A 20,120-nucleotide genomic window follows, 5' to 3' on the forward strand; every position below is an offset into this window, starting at 1 on the left:
TTTGGCTGGATTGCTGTCGCATCCAATTCGCGCAACCGGCGCCTGGCATCGATGTCAATTTGCACCATGTGGGTCTACCTCGCCTGTCTGACGTCGAGTTCTGGAACGGCGCTTCTGGGGGCGCTGATGAGCAGCGGCGTGCTCGACACCGGCATCCAGACGTCAGATGCGGATCGCGCCGACGCATCACAGGGATTTGCGAATGTCGCGTTCGGCGCCTCGTTGCGCAGCCGGACCTCATAGCGGGCGTTCTGATCCTCGGACCAGATCGCGGCTTTTCCGCCCTCGGGGGACGAGGCCCTGATCGCGACGAGGCCGCCCGAGAGGCTCTTGCGTTCCGCGCTCAGGCTGGAGCGAACGAACGCCCAGGCGTCGCGAACCGCGCAGGCCACGGGTTTCGGTGAATTGTCGAAGCGGAACAGGCCGAAATTGTCCTCCAGCTCCGCCGGATTCTTGCCGCTGTCCTTGAGCTCATAGAGCGACATCCCTTTGAGCCAGCGCGCGGCGGTCGAGGCCCACAGGATCAGCTGCGCCGTGTTGTCCGCCTGCATCTGCTCGCTGACGCCGCATTTGTTCGTTGCCGTCGTCCAACCCGTCTCGGTCACATAGACCGGAAAGTCCGGATTGCCGCTGGCTTGGGCCACGAGCCGGTGAAACGCCGTCAGCCTGTCGATGATCTCCGTCGAGGTGCGCTTGGCCGGCGCCATGCAGAAATTGTACAGATGAACCGAGATGCCGTCGGCATATTGCAGGATGCCCGTCTGCAACATGCGCTCGGTCCATGTCCAACCGGGATCGTCGCCAATGGCGCCGACGACGAAGGGCGTATTCGGCGCGGCGCGCTTCAACACTGGCTGCGTCACTCTGGCGAGCGCCGCGTAGTTCTCGACGGAGAACGCGGGGTCCTTCTTTGCTGCCATGTTCCACTCGTTCCAGAGCTCGAGAACGGGGTGCTGTGGCGCCACGCTTTGCGCGGCCGCAGCCGCGTAGTCGGCAAATCGCTGCCGCGCCTCATCGGTCGTGGGCGGCATGGAGTTCGGAACGAGGTGATGACCGAAGGCGAGGATGAGGAGCGGGCGCGCGACGCCGGACTTGACCTGCTCTTCCAGCCTCCCCAGCTTCGCCGTGAAGCCCATGCGGCGGCCCGGCGATTCGAAATCGGACCAGGGGAAATCGTCGCGAAATGCGTTCAAGCCCAGCTGCTTGATCTGGTGAATGTTCGCCGCGGGCACGTAGCCGCGCGAGCTGACTGGCCCGCCAAGCCCCTGATGGGTGCCGACGCCCAGCATGAACCGTTTCTCGAGCGGTTGCGCCTGCTGGGCATACGCCGGCGCCGACGGCAAGCCGGCTGCGACAAGCCCCGCAACGAGGAGGAAGATGTCGCTGCGCAAGGTGCTGCGGCCTGCCATGGTTTCGGTCACAATTCCTCTTGCTCGCGCCTCGGGCACGTCCGTGCTCGTGCGATCAGAATGTCTTCGAAAGATCCGACTGCAATTGCACCTGCTCTTTCGGACGTGGCTGACCGGTGCTCAGCACCTCCATGTAGACCTGCTGAAGCTGGCGGTGCGTCTTCTGGACGTCATAGAACTGCTTGAAGCGATCGTAGCCCCGCTGTCCCAGCACTTTCAGGTCGAGGTCGAGCACGCGCAGGAAGCCGAGCACGAGCTGCTGCGCGGACACCGGCGAGCACAGCACTCCGGTGACGCCATCGACGACGATTTCCGGCAGGGCGCCGATGCGGAACGCGAGGATGGGCTTGGCCGCTCGCATGGCTTCCAGGGCGACGAGACCGAACGCCTCCCATCGCGACGGGATGACGACCACGTCGGCCGCCTCCAGATGGGATTCGATCTGCTCGCGGTCCAGCCAGCCGAGCAGCGTCACGTTGGACGGATGGGCGACCCCCTCGGACTTGTTGACCACGGACGCGCCGACGATGCGGACGTCCATGGCGTCTTCGAGCGATCGCGCCGCCTCGATCAGGAGGTCGAAGCCCTTCTGCCGGTCGAGACGACCGACGAACAGCACCTTCAGCTTCTTCGAAGGCCAGCTTGTCGAGATCGCCTGAGGCAACGGGCGGTTCTTGGAGATGCCGTTGTGGACGAGCGTCAGGCGGTTCGGCGAAAGTCCCGCGCGAACTGCTTCGTTGAACTCGTCACCGGAGATGCAGATGATACGATCGGTGGTTCGCGCAAGGATGTTCTCCGCAGCCTTCGTCACGCGATGGCTGAGGCGGCCGGTTTCGCGGGAAAAGGCCCAGCCATGCGGACAATAGATGACGCGCGGTCCGCCCGATCGCGCCGCGAGCGCAGGACGAAGAACGAGTCCGGCAAGGGACGAATGCAGATGGACGACGTCCGGTTTGAAGGCATCGATGGCTTGCAAGCTGGAACGCAACATCTGGAACAAGCCGGAAATGCTGCGGCCAGGGCGCTCGAACAGCGTGATCTGGGTGTCGTCGATCCCGACGAGGTCGCGGCGATGATCGGATGGCACCACATAGTGAACGTTGCCCTGCCCGAAGCTCGCTTCCTGCTGCGCGTGCAGCTCGTTCAGGTAGCTCGCGATTCCGCCCCGGATCGTTTCCGCGACATGCAGCACCTTGATCGTCTGTCGTGAAGAATCTGACATCGCGCGGTCCCGTCGTTCGTCTTGAGCGTCGGGTCACGATCATTCCAATACGTAGCGATATTTGGGCGGCGGTGTGGTGTTGTTGCGCCATCGCCTTTGCACTCGTTACGAGCGAGAAAAATTATCAGTGCGATGGAACAAAGATCGTGACGGGTGCGTTGCCGTCGCTTGCCCGAGGAGCGAGTTCCGACGTTCGATCAAGCGAAGATCGCGCTGTTCAGTTTGGATTTGGCTGCGCAAGGAATTGAAGCAATGCATGCGCAGACTTTTGCCAGGAGAACATCGCGATCCGATTTTGCTGTTTGGCGCGCTCGTCATCCGAAAGCGGACCGGCTGCGAGTCTTTCGAGCATGCGCCGGCGCAATGCATCGGCGTCGGTGGCGTCGAAATAGGCAGCAGCCTCGCCACAGGTTTCCTTGACTGCGGCGGCCGTGGACGCGATGACCGGACAACCGAACAACATCGCTTCGAGCGGGGGAACGCCGAATCCTTCATAGAGAGAGGGGAACACGAACGCCAGCGCGCGTGCGTAGAGGGCGGCGATCTCGCCATCGCTGAGGCGGCCGGCCAGGATCACGCCTGCGTTGCCGGCATCCAATCCGGTCTGGAAGACTTTATTGTTGTAGTCGCCGACCACCACCAGCGGAACATCCGGGCGTTCCAGCAACTGAGCCGCTTTGATCGCGACCGATATGTTCTTGTTTTTCTTTACCGAGCCGACGGAGAGAAAGAACCGGCCAGGTTTGAGTCCAAGCCGATCGAGCACGCCGAAATCGGGCGAGGTTGCAGCGAAATGCTCGGCGCTGTTTGGAAATACGGGGATCGCGGAAGCGGACAAGTCGAGCACTTCGGAAAGCTCCCGGCGCGAAAAGTCCGAGACTGTGGCAATCGTCGCCCGACGCGCAAGCAGGCGGCCGAGAGAGTGGTGCGCGGCGGCGTAGCGCCAGCTGAAGAAGTCTGGGCGGCGGAACACCTGCGCGTCATGGATGACGACGATTTGATCGGAATGCAGCACCGGGCCTGAATTGGCGAGGCTGATCAGGCGTCCGCTGGCGGCGGCGCGCGCAAGGTCGATCTGGTCCCACGCGTGGCCGTTCAATCGGCCGATCTTGCGAACCTCGATGCACTCGAGCGCGATCGGTTCGCTTGCATTTGGCGGCGCAAGCAGATGCCACGTCGCGGCGCTCAGCGGGGCAGGGAGCTGGCCTTTCGCGAGCAGAGCGTCGATGGCGCGGACGATTTCGGCGGCATAGCGTTCAACACCCGTGATCTTGTGCGAGAGAAAGCGGCCGTTGATGAAGAACTTGGTCTCGCCATTTCGGTCGGTAGCTCGGTGAGGACTGGGTGCCATGATATCGAGATTCTGTGGATCGGATCGGCGCATGAAATCCCAAAGAACAGTCATTCGGCACGGAAATATGACGCGCGCTCACGTCGCATCATTTCCGGAACGGAACCGAGACCTCATGATCGCGCGTGGATGTCCGCGCATACTGTTTGCGCGTAGTGCCGGCGAGATGCCCTCATCTTAGGCATGTGCGCGGATCGAGAAATGTTCTAACGAAGGTTCCCGGGAACGGTGATCGCCGACTCAACGAGGTCTTTCATGCATATCGTCACAATTGACGCGCGCGATGTCGGATCGGCATGCGATGCTCGCCTTGCGGACAGCGATCAAAAGCTCGAGAGCGGGGGCGCCTTGCATGCGTGAAGATACTCATGTCCTGCGCAGCAGCAGCCTCACGGCGATCGTCACCTCCGACGGCGCCGAGCTTTGCTCGCTCAGGAACGACGCCGGCACCGAGTTCATCTGGCAGGCAGGACCGGCCTGGCCGCGTCATGCGCCGCTTCTGTTTCCGATCGTCGGCCGTCTGAAGAATGACGAACTCCGGCATCGCGGACAGGCGTATCGGATGACACAGCACGGGTTTGCGCGCGACGTGCGCTTTGCGTGGCTGGAGCGCAGCGCCACGCGCTGCGTGCTGGTGCTCCACGACGGCGATGCGACGCGCGCAAACTATCCGTTCGCATTTCGCCTGGCGGTGACTTACAGCCTGGACGAGCGAGGGCTCGACGTCGCTTTCGAGATCGCCAATACGGGAGAGGAGATGCTGCCGGCATCGCTCGGTGGCCATCCCGCGTTCAACTGGCCGCTCGTGCCCGATCGGCCCAAGGACGGCTACGCGCTGACATTTCCGCAAGCCGAGGCGAGTCCTGTGCGTTGCCTGGAAGGCGGGTTGTTGCGCGCGAGCACGGAGTCCTCGCCGATCGACGGTAGGGTGCTTCGTCTGTCCGAAAGCCTGTTCGCCGGCGATGCGATCATCTTCGACCGGATTGCGAGCCAATCCGTCCATTACGCGGCGGCGCAGGGACCATGGGTCGAGATGTCCTGGACCGGCTTTCGCGAGCTTGGCGTCTGGTCGAAACCGACGGGCGCGCCGTTCTTGTGCATCGAGCCGTGGCGCGGCTATGCGAGCCCTTGGACCTTCGACGGCGAGTTCTGCGACAAGCCCGGACTGATGCAGATCGCGCCGGGGACCAATGAGCGGCTTGCCTACCGGATCGCAGCCGGGACCGGCCTACCGCGCTGACGCATCATCCGTTCAATCCGCCCGTTCGGGCTCAACCCTTTGGTTCGGAACGTTAATACCCGATCACAGGGGTGCGGCGAGATGACGCAGGTCCGTAGTGCTGTCTGGTTTGTCGGCTGATCAGCCGGTTCGGGCAGCCAACGGTAGCAAATCTCTTCCTGCGCAGCTTCGGCGAGGCGAGTGTGTTGCCTGCGCTCGCACATTCACGCGGTTCATTTGGCCCTTGTATTTCGCCGCAATTCGCGACGGCGCCGGTTTTTGGTGAGGTGAAGAACTGCGCCGTCGCCAGGATTCCACGCGGCTCCGTCCGTGCGACCTTTGCAGTGCAGCGTGCAATCCACATGCTCCTTAAGGTTAGCCACTGTGGTGTCTTGACGCAGTCATCCAACAATGGAAACACTTTGCAATTGTCAAAAAAGTTTTTTCGACCGCCGCGAATATCCACTTCGACATTGAAATGACGCCGGGCAGCGATGCTCGCGTCGACGAATAACAAGACCAGTTGATTTCAGACTCCCGCCGTTGGGCTGACGGCGAATTCGAAAGATCAGGAATTTATGGGAGGGGGCTCTCCATGAGCGACCAGACGATTCTGCGCGTCACGTCCATATCGCATCCAGCATTCGACGACTGAAGATTTCACCATTCGCACCACGCGAGCCGCTCCCGCGCGCTCGCGAGCCATGCCTGTTGCCCATCAAGAGAGATGAACTGCCATGATCATCAACGGCACCAACGGAAACGACCAGATCGCCGGCACCAATTCGGCTGATGTTATCAACGCAATGAATGGCGGCGACAACGTCAACGCCGGGGCCGGCAATGACCTCGTTTTGGGTGGCAACGGCAACGACACGATAAACGGCGGCGCCGGCAACGACATCATCCTCGGCGGCAATGGCAACGATACCCTCCTCGGCGGGGCGGGTAACGATCTGATCGGAGGCGGAAACGGCGATGACATCATCGACGGAGGTGCGGGTTCGGACATTCTCAGCGGCGAAAATGGCAACGATGTCCTGATCTACCGCGTTTCGGACAACGTTGGCTCTGCTGATATCTATGACGGCGGCAAGGGACAGGACACGCTTCGCCTCGTCGTCACTCAAGCGTTCGCGGATTCGGTCTCGTTCAAGTCCGACATTCAGGGAATTCAAGGGCTCATCGCGCGGTATGGCAGCGCGGACTACGCGTTCAGGAGCTTCAACCTGGCCGTCGTCTCGATCGAGAAGGTCGAGATTGTCATCGAAGGCGCGACCAATCATGCGCCGGTCGCCGTCGCGGATCTCGCCTCCGTCGCAGAAGACGCTACGATAGTTGCGAGCGGCAATCTGCTCGCCAACGACACAGACACCGATGCCGGCGATACCCACAGCGTATCGGCCGTTGCGGGAGGCACAGACAACGGTACCACGATCACCGTCGTCACCGCCTATGGAACGTTGGTCGTCACCAAGGCGACCGGTGCTTACACCTACACGCTCAACAATTCCAGCGCATCGGTTCAAGCACTCGCTCAAGGTCAGCAGGTGACCGACGAGTTCACCTACACCAACGCCGACAACAAGGGAGGGACGGGCTCGTCGACTCTCAAGGTGACGATTAGCGGCAGCAATGACCCGGCCACGATCACGGTGTCGGGGAGCCAGGATACTGTGGTGACCGAGGCCGGAGGCCTTGCCAATGCCGTCGGCGGCGATCCCAGCGCATCCGGCCAGCTCACGGTGCATGACGTCGATGCCGGTCAGAATCATTTCGCCACCCCGGCCTCGCTGGCCGGCACCTACGGCGATTTCACTTTCAACCCGACGTCCGGGGCGTGGACTTATACGCTCGATCCCGCGAGGTCGGACTCGCTCGTCGCGGGTCAGAATGTCACGGATACCCTGACTGTCGCGTCGGCTGATGGCTCCGCCACGCACAGTATCGCGGTGAGCATCATGGGCGCCAACGACGCCGCCACGATCACGGTGTCGCCGAACGAAGACACCGCGGTGAGCGAGGCCGGTGGCCTTGCCAATGCCGTCGGTGGCGATCCCAGCGCATCGGGCCAGCTTGCGGTGCATGACGTCGATGCCGGCCAGAATCATTTCGCCGCCCCGGCCTCTCTGGCCGGCACCTACGGCGATTTCGCCTTCGATGCGGCGTCCGGGGCCTGGACCTACACGCTCGATCCCGCGAGGTCGGACTCGCTCGTCGCGGTTCAGAATGTCACGGATACCCTGACTGTCGCGTCGGCCGATGGTACCGCCACGCACAATATCGTGGTGAACATCACGGGTGCCAACGACGCTGCCACGATCGGCAATGTCGGCGACCACGACGTCACCGAGGACGGCACCCTGACGGCTTCGGGGACGATCTCGATTCACGATGACGACCAGAACCAGAACTCATTCCAGACGACCGTCCTGTCGGCTCCCGGCAATCTCGGGACGCTGACGATCGGCACCGACGGTGCCTACACCTATTCGGTCGCCGACAACCTCGTTCAATATCTCGGCCAGGACGAGACCCGCAACGAGACCTTCACCATCAAGGCCAAGGACGGCACGACCAAGGACGTGACATTCACGATCCACGGCGTGAACGATGGTGCTGATATCGGCGATCCCGCCCAGCATGACGTCACGGAGGACGACACCCTCTCTGCGTCCGGCGTGTTGTCGGTGAGCGATCCCGACCACGATCAGAATTCATTCCAGACCAGCGTCGTTTCGGCGAACGGCAATCTCGGTTCGCTCAACCTAGCCGCGGACGGCAGCTACACCTATTCGGTTAGTAACGCCGCCACCCAGTATCTCAGCGCCACCGACACCAAGGTCGACACCTTCACCGTCAAATCCCTGGACGGGACGTCGAAGGACATCAGCTTCAACATCCACGGCGCGCAGGATGCGCCGGACGTGTCCGTCGTCAACCATACGTCGGGCGCCAGCGATACTCCCATTCCGCTGTCGATCTCCGCCGCGCTGATCGACACCAGCAGCACGATGCTTGTAAGGATTACGGGCCTGCCATCGGGTTTCACACTGAACCACGGGGCCGCGATCGCTGAAGGCGTGTGGGGCCTTTCGGCGGCCGATTTGCAGCAGAGCGACCTGGCACTAATTCCGGATCCCTCGGTCCCGCCCGGCCTGCTCACGCTTCACGTCACGGCGATCTCGAACGACGGCATCCATCAGGCGAGCAGCCCGGTGGCGGACATAACCGTCGACGTCTTGGCTAGCGCGAACGTGCCCGTCATCACCGGGCAGGAGATCGACGGCTACATTGCCGGCGCCACCGTGTTCGCGGATGCGGACTATGACGGCGTGCTCGATGACGGCGAAGCCCATACGACGACCAACGCTGACGGAAGTTTCGTGCTCGTCGGCGGCAGCGGTACGCTTGTCAGCATCGGCGGCACGGACGTGTCGACCGGCCTTGCGGTGACCGGCGTGCTCAAGGCACCTGAGGGATCGACGGTGATCACGCCGCTCACCACGCTGATCGCGGCGATGGTGGACTCGACCGCACACGATCCCACGCCGCTGAGCGCAGCGGACGCGGAAAACGCGATCAAGACCGCGTTCGGTCTCAACCCCACCATCGACCTGAAGACCTTTGATCCGGTTGCGGCCGTCGTCAACGGAACCGATGCGAACGACGTTGCCGCTGCGACAGCCGTTCTGTCCGCCGCAATTCAGGTCCAGAGCACGGTTGCGCAGGTGTCCGCAGTTGTCGGCTCCCCCGATGCGGTGATAGCGGCCATCGCCGACGTGATCATCGCGGCACCGGCGTCCGCGATCGACCTGAGCTCGGCGACCACGGTGACGACCGTGATCACCAGCTCGACCACCGACCCCGTCGATCAGGCGACACTCGATGCCGTCATCAGCGTCGTCACAACTTCCAATGACACCATCCAGTCAGCGACGACTCTCACCGGGCTGGCGCAGGCCGGCCAGGTCGCGCAGGGCGCGTCCACGGACCAATTGGCCAATACGCACTTCGACAACCCGACCGAGGTCGCCGCGCTCCAGACTTTTGTCGGCACCATCGAAACCCAGGTTCAGAACGCCGTGGTCGGCGACGTTGACGGCGCGCAGCTCGGCACGCTCGGTGACGACGTGCTCGCCGGCGGTAATGGCAGCGATTCGATCGATGGTCTCGACGGCAACGACCACATCAGCGGCGGTGCCGGCAACGATTTCCTCTATGGCGGCGCGGGCAAGGACTATTTGACCGGCGGCGCCGGCAACGACCTTCTCGACGGCGGCCAGGGTTTTGACCGCGCTATTTACTCCGATGCGACCGGCGGCATCACCGCAAATCTCGCGCTGGGCACGGTGTCCGGGCCGGGTGTCGACACCGATACGCTGGTCCATATCGAGGCCGTCGTCGGCAGCAATTCTGCCGACATACTCGATGCCAGGGGATTCACCGGCGATTCGATCGTTCGGGGCACGCCGATCGGCTTCAACGAGTTCGAGGGCAAGGGCGGCGACGACACGATCTACAGCAACAGCAACAGCCAGGGCGCCGAGCTCACCCGCGTGTCCTATGTCAGCGCGACCGCTGCCGTAACGGTCGACCTCGCCGCAGGAACCGCGGACGGCGATTCGTCGGTCGGCCATGACACCCTGATCGGTTCGGGTTTCATCGGCGCCTGGGGCTCGGCGTTCAACGACGTGCTCAAGGGCACCAATAATCCGAACTTCAGCGCCGAGGTTTTCTCGGGTTTCGCGGGCAATGATCTCATTGACGGCCGTGGCGGCTTCGATCGGGTCGATTACAACGTGGATCCGACCACGACGAGCGGCATCACGGTCAACATGGCTGCCGGCATCGTGACCGGCGACTCCAGCATTGGAACGGATACGCTCCGCGGTGTCGAGGCCGTTCGCGGCACCAATTTCGTCGACACCTACAACGCCACCGGTTTCGGCGCCGGCAGCGTCAATGCCGGCTCGCTCGGCACGTTCAACGAGTTCACCGGTAATGGCGGCGACGACATCATCACCGGCAACGGGTTTACGCGGCTCGGCTTCAACAACGCGACCGCCGGCGTCAGCGTCGACTTCCAGACGGGGATCGCCAGCGGCGATTCATCCGTCGGCACCGACCACTTCACGGACGTCAATGCCGTGCAGGCGTCGATGTTCGACGACATCCTGAAAGGTGGAGCGACCAACGACACCTTCACCGGCCTTGCGGGCGACGATCTCATCGACGGCCGCGGTGGCTTCGACGTTTCGTCCTACAACAACATCTTCTTCACGGCGAGCGGCATCACCGTCAACATGGCCGCCGGTACAGTCGACGCCACAGATGCCGACGATACGTCGATCGGTCACGACACCCTGCTCTCGATCGAGGGCATCCAGGGCACCAGTTTCGCCGATACCTACAACGCAACCATGTACGGGGTCACCGGTCCGAATTTTGGCAACAACGGCACGTTCAACCAGTTCGAGGGCCTTGGCGGTGACGATACCATCACCGGTAACGGCAACACGCGTCTCCTCTACGGCAATTCGACCGCCGGCGTGACGATCAATCTGTCCACCGGTTCGACCACCGGCGATGCCTCGGTCGGGCATGACACGTTCAGCGGTGTCAACAGTGCTCTCGGCAGCAACTTCGTCGACACCTATAACGCGGCGGGTTTCAACGGCCCGAACGGCACGTTCAACTCCTTCCAGGGACAGGGCGGTGACGACGTCATCACCGGTAACGGCAACACGCAAGTCCAGTTCAACAATGCTACTGGAGGCGTAACCGTCAATCTCGCCGCCGGCACGGCCAGCGGGGATGCGTCCGTCGGTCACGACGTCTTCAGCGGTGTGAATAGTGCCTCCGGCAGCAACTTCGCCGACATCTACGACGCGACCGGATTCAATGGTCTCAACGGGACCTTTAACTCGTTTTCGGGCAACGGTGGCAACGACGTCATTACCGGCAACGGCAACACGCAGATCCAGTACGGTAGTGCGACGAACAGCGTAATCGTCAACCTCACGGCGGGGACCGCTGACGGCGATGCCTCGGTCGGCCATGACACCATCACGGGCGGCGTTTTCAACGTCGCCGGGTCGAACTTCAACGACACGATCATCGGCAGCGCGAGCAATGACGTTCTCTCCGGCAACGGTGGCAACGACGCCCTGGATGGCCGCGGCGGTAGCGATTTCCTCAGCGGCGGCCTGGGCGCCGACACCTTCGTCTACGCAACCGGGTATGGCTTCGACACGGTCGGCGATTTCAACCACGGCCAGAGCGACAAGATCGATCTCACCGGCATCTATGGCATCTACAGCCTCGCCGACGTGCAGGCCCACGCGGTCCAGATGGGCGTGAATACGGTCATCAGCTTCGGGGCAGGTGACGGTCTCACGTTGCAGAACGTCAGTCTCGGCAGCCTGGTCGCCAGCGACTTCGTGTTCGGGACGGCGGGCGCGCCGATCGTCGGCGACGACATGCCGAACAATCTCGTCGGAACGGCAAGCGCCGAGTCGATCAGCGGCCTCGGCGGCAATGACAGGCTCCAGGGTTTCGGCGGCAGCGATCTCCTGGACGGCGGACAGGGTTTTGACCGCGCCATCTACACCGACGCGACCGGTGGCATCACCGTCAATCTGACGGCGGGCGCGGCGTCTGGCCTCGGCGTCGGAACCGATGTGCTCGTCAATATCGAGGGCGTCGTCGGCAGCAACTTTGCCGATGCGTACAACGCGACCGGCTTCACCGGCGCGAGCGGCATTCCCGGCGCGGCAGTCGGTCTGAACGAGTTCGAGGGTGGCGCCGGCAATGACGTCATCACCGGCTCGGTCAATGCGTCAGGACAAATACTGACCCGGGTGTCCTATGTCAGCGCCACGGCGGCGGCGACCGTCGATCTCGCCGCCGGGACTGCAGATGGAGACGCTTCGGTCGGCCACGACACCTTTACCAACGTCAATGCCATCGTCGGCTCGGCCTTCGACGACACGCTGCTCGGCACCAACAATGGCAGCGGGACGTACGAGCAATTCGACGCGCGCGGCGGCAACGATCTGATCGACGGCCGCGGCGGCTACGATTTTGCGTCCTATAACCAGGATTCGACGACCACGTCCGGCATCACGGTCAATCTGGCAGCAGGCTCCGTCACCGGCGATGCCTCGATCGGCACGGATACGCTGCGCTCGGTCGAAGCCGTGCGCGGTACCAATTTCGTCGACACCTACGATGCGACCGGCTTCAGCGGCGCCAGCACCAACGCCGGCTCGTTCAACACCTTCAACAATTTCGAAGGTATGGGCGGCGACGACAGCATCACCGGCAACGGCAACACGCGCTTGCAGTTCACGCAAGCGCTCGACGGCGTCACCGTCGATATTGCCGCAGGCACATCGCATGGCACGGCCGGCGGCGACGTCGCGCAGGTCGGCACCGACACCTTCACCGGCGTCAACGCTGTGTTGGGTTCGCTGTTTGCCGACGTCCTGTTGGGCAGCAACAGCACGAGCGGCGAGAATTTCCAGGGGCTGGCCGGCAACGACTTGATCGACGGCCGGGGCGGCTTCGATACCGCCCAATATAGCAACCTGACCTACACCACCGGCGGCATCAGCGTGGACATGGCGAGTGGCACCGTGACGGGCGATGCCTCTACCGGCACCGATACGCTTCGATCGGTCGAGGGCATCCAGGGCACGATCTTTGCCGACACCTATGTCGCGACAGGCTTCAGCGGCGGCAGCACCAATGCCGGCTCGTTCGGCAGTTTCAACCAGTTCGAGGGCCAGGGCGGCGACGACGTCATCACGGGCAACACCAACACGCGGTTGCTCTACACCAACGCCACCGGGGGCGTGACCATCAACTTGGCCGCCGGGTCGGCGACGGGTGACGCGTCTGTCGGGCACGACACGTTCACCGGCGTGAACGCCGCCTATGGCAGCAACTTTGCCGACACCTACGATGCCACGGGCTTTGCCGACTTCAACGCCTTCCAGGGGCTGGGTGGCGATGACGTGATCACCGGCAACGGCTTCACGCGGCTTCAGTTCGACAATGCCACCGCCGGCGTCAACGTCGACCTTGCGGCGGGCGCTGTCAGCGGAGATGCCTCGGTCGGGCACGATATCGTCATCGGCGGCGTGAACAGCGTCGTCGGCACCAACTTCAACGACACGATCCGCGGCGGCAAGCTCGCGGACACCCTGACGGGCAATGCCGGCGCCGACACTTTCGCCTACGTGACCGGCAGTGGCGCCGATATCGTCACCGATTTCTCGCAAGCGCAGGGTGACAAGATCGATCTCACCGGAATTGCCGGTGCGAATGGCGTCTACAGCCTTGCCGACGTGCTGGCGCACGCGACGCCTGCTGGCCTCGATACTGTCATCACGTTCAGTGCGACCGACAGCTTGACCATCCGGAATATCGCTCCCGGCGCGCTCTCCGCCTCTGATTTCATCTTCGGCACACAGGGCTCGACCATCACCGGCGATGCCAACGCCAACACGCTGCCGGGCACGGCCAATTCCGACACGGTCAGCGGCCTGGCCGGCAACGACCGGCTCCAGGGCGGCGGCGGCAGCGACCTGCTGGACGGCGGTGCGAATTTCGACCGCGCCGTCTATACCGACGCCACCGGCGCCATCTCCATCAACATGGCAGGCGGTTGGGTGACCGGCTCAGGTGTCGGCACCGACACGCTGGTGAGCATCGAAGGCGTGGTCGGCAGCAACTTTGCCGACACCTACAATTCGTCCGGCTTTACCGGAGACAGCGGCATTCCAGGCACGCCCGTTGGCTTCAACGAGTTCGAAGGCAAGGGCGGCAACGACGTCATCATCGGCAACGTCAACGCGTCAGGCGCGCCGATTACGCGCGTCTCCTATGTCAGCGCCACCGCTGCCGTGACGGTCGATCTGGCAGCCAAGACGGCGACCGGCGATGCCTCGGTCGGCACCGACACCTTCGTCGGCTCCGGCGTCGCCAACGTCAACGGCTCCGCCTTCAACGACACGCTGCTCGGCAGCAGCAATCCCTTCGGGACCGTCGAGGTTTTCGACGGCCGCGCCGGCAACGATTTCATCGACGGTCGCGGCGGCTTCGACCGCGTCGACTACATCAACGACACGGCCGTGACGGGAGCGATCTCGGTCAACCTGGCGGCGGGCATCGTCACCGGCAATGCGACGGTCGGCATCGATACGCTGCGATCGGTCGAAGGCGTGCGCGGCACGGCCTTCGACGACACTTATGATGCGACCGGATTCAGTGCGACCAGCATCAATGCCGGCTCAAACGGTACGTTCAACGAGTTCACGGGTGGTGCCGGGCACGACGTCATCATCGGCAACGGCAATACGCGCCTGTCCTACAACAACGCCACGTCGGGCATTACGATCGATCTCCAGGCCGGCACCGCATCCGGGGACAGCTCGGTCGATACCGACAGTTTCAGCGGCGTGAATGCGGTCCAGGGCTCGATGTTCGACGACACGATGTCCGGTGCCACGACCAACGACACCTTCATCGGCAACGCCGGCTCCGACTTCATCGACGGCCGCGGCGGCTTCGACACTGCGAGCTACAATAACATCTACTTCGTGACCGGCGGCATCAACGTCAATCTGGCGACGGGCACGGTCACGGGCGACGCCTCGATCGGCACGGACACGCTGCGCTCGATCGAAGGCGTTCAGGGCACGAGTTTTGCCGATGCGTTCGATGCGACCGGGTACGGGGGGGCTGGTGCGCTGAACGTGAGCAACAGCAACGGCTCCTTCAACCAGTTCGAAGGCCTGGGCGGCGACGACATCATCACCGGCAACGGCGTCACCCGGATCCAGTTCACGAACGCGACCGCGGGCGTGACGATCAACATGGCTGCGGGCACCGCCTCGGGCGATGCGTCGGTCGGCCACGACACGTTCACGGGCGTGAACAGCGTCAACGGCAGCAATTTTGCAGACACCTATGATGCAACCGGTGCCGTCGGGCCCAATGGCTTTCAGGGCCAGGGGGGTGACGACACCATCATCGGCAACGGCAGCACGCAGATATTCTTCAACAACGCCACCGCGGCCGTCACGGTGGATCTCGGCGCCGGAACGGCCTCCGGCGACGCCTCGGTCGGGCACGACACGTTCACGGGCGTCAACAATGTCATCGGCTCGAACTTCAACGACACCATCATTGGAAGTAATCTCACCGACGACAGTCTCGCCGGTGGCAGCGGCAACGACTACCTCACTGGCGGATTCGGGACCGACTTCCTGACCGGTGGCGCCGGCGCGGACGTCTTCGCCTACTCGAACCTCGGCAATACCGACTTTATCAGCGACTTCAGTCATGCCCAAGGCGACCTGATCGAGATCGCCGGCGTCGCCGGCATCACGAGCTTTGCCGACGTCCAGTCGCATGCGACGCAGGTCGGCAACAACACAGTCATCACGTTCGACGCCGTCAACAGCCTGACGCTGATCAACACGACGCTCGGCAGCCTCACCGCGTCCGACTTCGTCATCACCAGCGGCAACAGCGGCGTGGCCCTCAACGGCGACAGCGGGGACAATGCGTTGAGCGGCGGCGTGGGACAGGACACGCTCATCGGCAATGACGGCAACGATAGTCTGTTCGGGCTTGGCGGTGATGACGTTCTGATCGGCGGCAACGGGCAGGATTTCCTGTCCGGCGGTGCAGGCAACGACTATCTCAACGGTGGTGCGAATCCGCAGGGCAATGGGGACATGGCCAATTATGGCGATGCTCCGACCGGAGTCGTCGTCAATCTCGGCACCGGCCTTGCCTCGGACGGATACGGCGGCACCGACACGCTGATCAACATCGAAGGAGTGGGCGGTTCGACGCATGACGACGTGCTGATCGGAAGCGTTGCCGACAACGAGATTTTCGACGGCGGCATGGGCAACGACGTCATTGACGGCGGCGGCAAGAACGGCGCGTCCGGCCCATTCGGCGACTTTTCGAACTACGCTGGTGCGACCGAAGGTGTGGTCGTCAACCTGGTTGCCGGGACCGCCGTGGGCGGGCTGTCGGTCGGAACGGACACGTTGATCAACATCGACAGCATCAACGGAAGTGCGTTTGACGACGTCATCACGGGCAACGCAAACGCGAACCTGCTGCGCGGCTTCGCCGGGTCCGACGCCATCCACGGCGGGGACGGCAACGACCAGATCGAAGGCGGACAATTGTCCAACCCGTCGCTCGGCGGCAACGACTTCCTGTACGGCGACGGCGGCAACGACGTCATCTATGGCGGCAGCGGCAATGACCTGATCTCCGGCGGCACGGGAACCGATACCCTGACCGGCAATGCTGGTGCCGACACGTTTGTCTTCGCTGCCCATGACGGCAACGACCGCATCACCGACTTCTCGGATGCGCAGGGCGACAAGATCGATCTCACGGCGGTGGCCGGCGCGATCGGCAGCCTCGCCGACATCCAGTCGCATGCCCAGCAGGTCGGGGCCGATACCGTCATCACCTTCGGCGGCGGTGACAGCCTGACGCTTGCCAACGTCACGCTCGGCAGCCTCGTCGACAGTGACTTCATCTTTGCCCCGCAAGGCATCACCCTGACGGGCGATGCCAACGCCAACACGCTGCTCGGCTCGGCCAATTCAGATACGCTGACCGGGCTTGACGGCAATGACCGCCTGCAAGGTTTTGGCGGCAATGATCTGCTCGATGGCGGTCTGGGGCTGGACCGCGCGGTCTATAGCGACGCGACGGGCGCCATCACGGCCAACCTTGCGGCCGGCCTGGTGACGGGCGCCGGTGTTGGCACCGACATGCTCGTGAATGTCGAGTTCATCACCGGCAGCGATTTCGCCGATACGTTCGATGCGACGGGCTTTGCCGGCGATGCCGGCATTGCCGGCACGCAAGTCGGCTTCAACGAGTTCGAGGGCTGCGGCGGCGATGACACCATCATCACCGGCACGAACGCCTCCGGTGCGCCACTGACGCGCATCTCCTATGTCAGCGCGACGGCCGGCGTGACGGTCGACCTCGCGGCAAAGACTGCGACGGGCGACGCGTCCGTCGGCACCGACACCATCGTCGGGTCCGGTGTCGGCAACGTGATCGGCTCGGGCTATGCGGACACGCTGCTTGGAAGCAGCAATCCGTTCGGCACCGTCGAAATCTTCGACGGGCGCGGCGGCAACGACACCATCAATGGACGCGGCGGCTTCGATCGCGCGGACTATGCCAACGACCCGGCGATCACGTCCGCCGGCATCTCCGTCAATCTTGCGGCAGGAACCGTGACGGTCAACACCACGACGGGCACCGAGACCGACACGCTGATCTCGGTCGAATCCGTGCGCGGCAGCAACTTTGCCGATACGTTCACCGCTGCCGGTTTTAACTCCGGCTCCAACGGCACGTTCAACGAATTCAACGGCATGGGGGGCAACGACAGCATCACCGGCAACGGCAATACGCGCATCTCCTTCACCAACGCGACCGGTGCCGTCGTCGTCGACCTGCAGACCGGCATCGCGGACGGCGACGGATCGACCGGCCACGACACCTTTACCCTGGTCAACGCCATCCAGGCGTCGATGTTCAGCGACACGCTGCGCGGCAATTCGACCAACGACACCTTCACCGGCAATGCCGGCGACGACTTCATCGACGGCCGTGGCGGTTTCGACACGGCGAGCTACTACAACATCTACTTCGTGACCGGCGGCGTCACCGTCAATCTCGCGGCGGGCACCGCCGCGGGCGATGCCTCGATCGGCACCGACACGCTGCGCTCGATCGAGGGCGTCCAAGGCACCGCCTTTGTCGACAACTTCAATGCTGTCGGCTTTAGCGGAGCCAGCATCAACGCCGGCAATAACGGCACCTTCAACCAGTTCGAAGGGCTCGGCGGCGACGACGTCATCACCGGCAACGGCAACACCCGCATCCAGTTCACCAATGCGACGGCGGGCGTGACGATCAACATGCTGGCCGGCTCGGCTACGGGCGATGCCTCCGTCGGACACGATGCCTTCACCGGCGTCAATAGCGCCAATGGCAGCAACTTCGTCGATAGTTACAACGCCACGGGCTTTGTCGGCTTCAACGCCTTCCAGGGCCTTGGCGGCAACGACGTCATCACCGGTAATGGCAACACGCAGGTGTCGTTCCAGAACACCACCGGTTCCGTTGTGATCAATCTCGCCGCGGGCAACGCCAGCGGCGACGGGTCGGTCGGCACCGACAGCTTCACCGGCGTCAACAGCGCTTTTGGCGGCAGCGGCGCCGACACCTATGATGCGACCGGTTTTATGGGCTTGTTCGGCCCCTTCAATGCGTTCCAAGGCGGCGCCGGTGACGACACGATCATCGGCAACGGATTCACGCAGATTCAGTACGGCAATGCGACGGCGGGCGTGACTATCGACCTCGTGGCCGGCACCGCCGCGGGCAACGCGGGCTCCGTCGGCACCGATCATTTTTCGGGCGTGAACAACGTGGTCGGCTCGAACTTTGCCGACACGATCACCGGCAGTACCGCCAACGAGACTCTCAATGGCGCGAGTGGCAACGACATCATCAATGCCGGCGATGGCTATGATCTGATCACAGGCGGCGCGGGCAACGACACCATCGACGGCGGTGCTAGCGGTGACGTCGCGATCTTCTCCGGCGCGAGCACGGAATACACAATCTCTACTCTCGTCGGCGGTCAGATCCAGGTCGTCGACAACTTTGCTGGCGTCCGCGACGGCGCCGACATGCTCAGCAATGTCGAGTTGCTGCAATTCACCGACAAGATCATGACCACATCGGGGACATCAGGCGCGCCGGTTGACATCTCGGGGCTGTTCCTGAACGGAAATGCGCCCATCGTCGGTACGGGCGGCGATGACTATCTCGCCGTCGGCAACAATCTCTTCGGTCACACCATTGATCTCGGCAGTGGCATCGACACGCTGACCGTCGTCGGCCAGAGCGGCTATGGGCTGTCATTGGCCAACGTGGAAAATCTTGTGGGCGACGGCGGCGACAACAATGTTGGCCTGTCGACGCTGGCCAATGGGCTCTCCGTTGATCTCGGCAGCGGGGCCAACATGCTCAACCTTGCCAGTGGCGCCAATACGCTGGGCGTCAGCAACGTGGCGTTCATCAACGGCTCGGATTTTGGCGGCGTCAACCCTGTCGACGATGTGCTGACGTTGCTCAATGACCAGAACGGCACCTCGATCAATCTCGGTGACGGCACCAATAACGTGCTCAATCTGGAGGGCACCACCAACACGTTCATGAACCTCTGGGGCGTGCAGACGATCAATGGGTCGGGCGGCGACGACACGCTGACCGTGAACAATACGCTGTCGAACACGACGATCGATCTTGGCGGCGGAACCGACAGTCTCGTCATGAACGGCATCTTCAATTCCGTCACCGTCAACAACGTCGAGAACGTCACCGGCTCGATCATGAACGACAGCATCGTGATCGCGAACGCGACCGGAACGACGACCGTCAGCGGCGGTGGCGGCATGGACATGATGACCGCGAGCGCCGGTGTGGACAATTTCCGCTACGCCAGCGTGTCGGACTCCTACGTCGGAATGAGCGATACCATCGACGGCTTCAATGCCGCTCAGGACTTCTTCGTGTTCGACAACAGCATGGTGGGTGCCGGCGGGTTCACCGGCAATTCGGTCAACTTCGTCGACTCGGACCCGTTCACTTCGACCGGCCAATCGCAGGCGCGGCTGGACAATTCGGGCGGCCAGACGATGTTGCAGATCGACGTCAACGGCGACGGCAACATGGATGCGAGCGACATCGAGATCCATCTCACCAACAACGTCGGAACGATCACGAACGGCAACTTCCTGTTCGTGTGAGACGCGGTGGATCGGCGCCGGGCTTGCCCGGCGC

General features: G+C 63.0%; 5 protein-coding genes. 2 read left to right on the top strand and 3 right to left on the bottom strand.

The window, feature by feature from the left end:
• Positions 1-74 precede the first annotated feature (74 nt).
• The 3 genes from JQ632_RS25430 to JQ632_RS25440 form a co-directional block, all read right to left on the bottom strand.
• Entirely contained in the window at positions 75-1,409 is a 1,335-nt protein-coding gene (locus JQ632_RS25430) for a cellulase family glycosylhydrolase (protein WP_212405325.1), read from the bottom strand.
• A gap of 55 nt (positions 1,410-1,464) precedes the next feature.
• On the bottom strand, positions 1,465-2,631 hold the full coding sequence (locus JQ632_RS25435) for a glycosyltransferase (protein WP_249152519.1): 1,167 nt from the start codon (positions 2,629-2,631) through the stop codon (positions 1,465-1,467).
• A 217-nt stretch (positions 2,632-2,848) separates the two neighbouring features.
• On the bottom strand, positions 2,849-4,015 hold the full coding sequence (locus JQ632_RS25440) for a glycosyltransferase family 1 protein (RefSeq protein WP_312015662.1): 1,167 nt from the start codon (positions 4,013-4,015) through the stop codon (positions 2,849-2,851).
• A 319-nt stretch (positions 4,016-4,334) separates the two neighbouring features.
• Here JQ632_RS25440 and JQ632_RS25445 point away from each other — a divergent pair, with 319 nt between their 5' ends.
• Together JQ632_RS25445 and JQ632_RS25450 are read left to right on the top strand one after the other, a co-directional pair.
• Complete coding sequence (locus JQ632_RS25445) at positions 4,335-5,222, top strand: aldose 1-epimerase family protein (protein ID WP_212405326.1); 888 nt, start codon at positions 4,335-4,337, stop codon at positions 5,220-5,222.
• Positions 5,223-5,938: 716 nt separating this feature from the next.
• Positions 5,939-20,086 (top strand): VCBS domain-containing protein, encoded by a 14,148-nt coding sequence (locus JQ632_RS25450; RefSeq protein WP_212405327.1) that lies wholly within the window; start codon positions 5,939-5,941, stop codon positions 20,084-20,086.
• Positions 20,087-20,120: the final 34 nt, after the last annotated feature.

The sequence above is a fragment of the Bradyrhizobium liaoningense genome (assembly GCF_018130955.1).
GTDB lineage: Bacteria > Pseudomonadota > Alphaproteobacteria > Rhizobiales > Xanthobacteraceae > Bradyrhizobium > Bradyrhizobium liaoningense_C.

Coding starts and splice junctions, on each gene's coding strand:
- JQ632_RS25440 (WP_312015662.1), bottom strand. CDS start 4,015: ATGCGCCGATCCGATCCACAGAATCTCGATATCATGGCACCCAGTCCT.
- JQ632_RS25450 (WP_212405327.1), top strand. CDS start 5,939: ATGATCATCAACGGCACCAACGGAAACGACCAGATCGCCGGCACCAAT.
- JQ632_RS25430 (WP_212405325.1), bottom strand. CDS start 1,409: ATGGCAGGCCGCAGCACCTTGCGCAGCGACATCTTCCTCCTCGTTGCG.
- JQ632_RS25445 (WP_212405326.1), top strand. CDS start 4,335: ATGCGTGAAGATACTCATGTCCTGCGCAGCAGCAGCCTCACGGCGATC.
- JQ632_RS25435 (WP_249152519.1), bottom strand. CDS start 2,631: ATGTCAGATTCTTCACGACAGACGATCAAGGTGCTGCATGTCGCGGAA.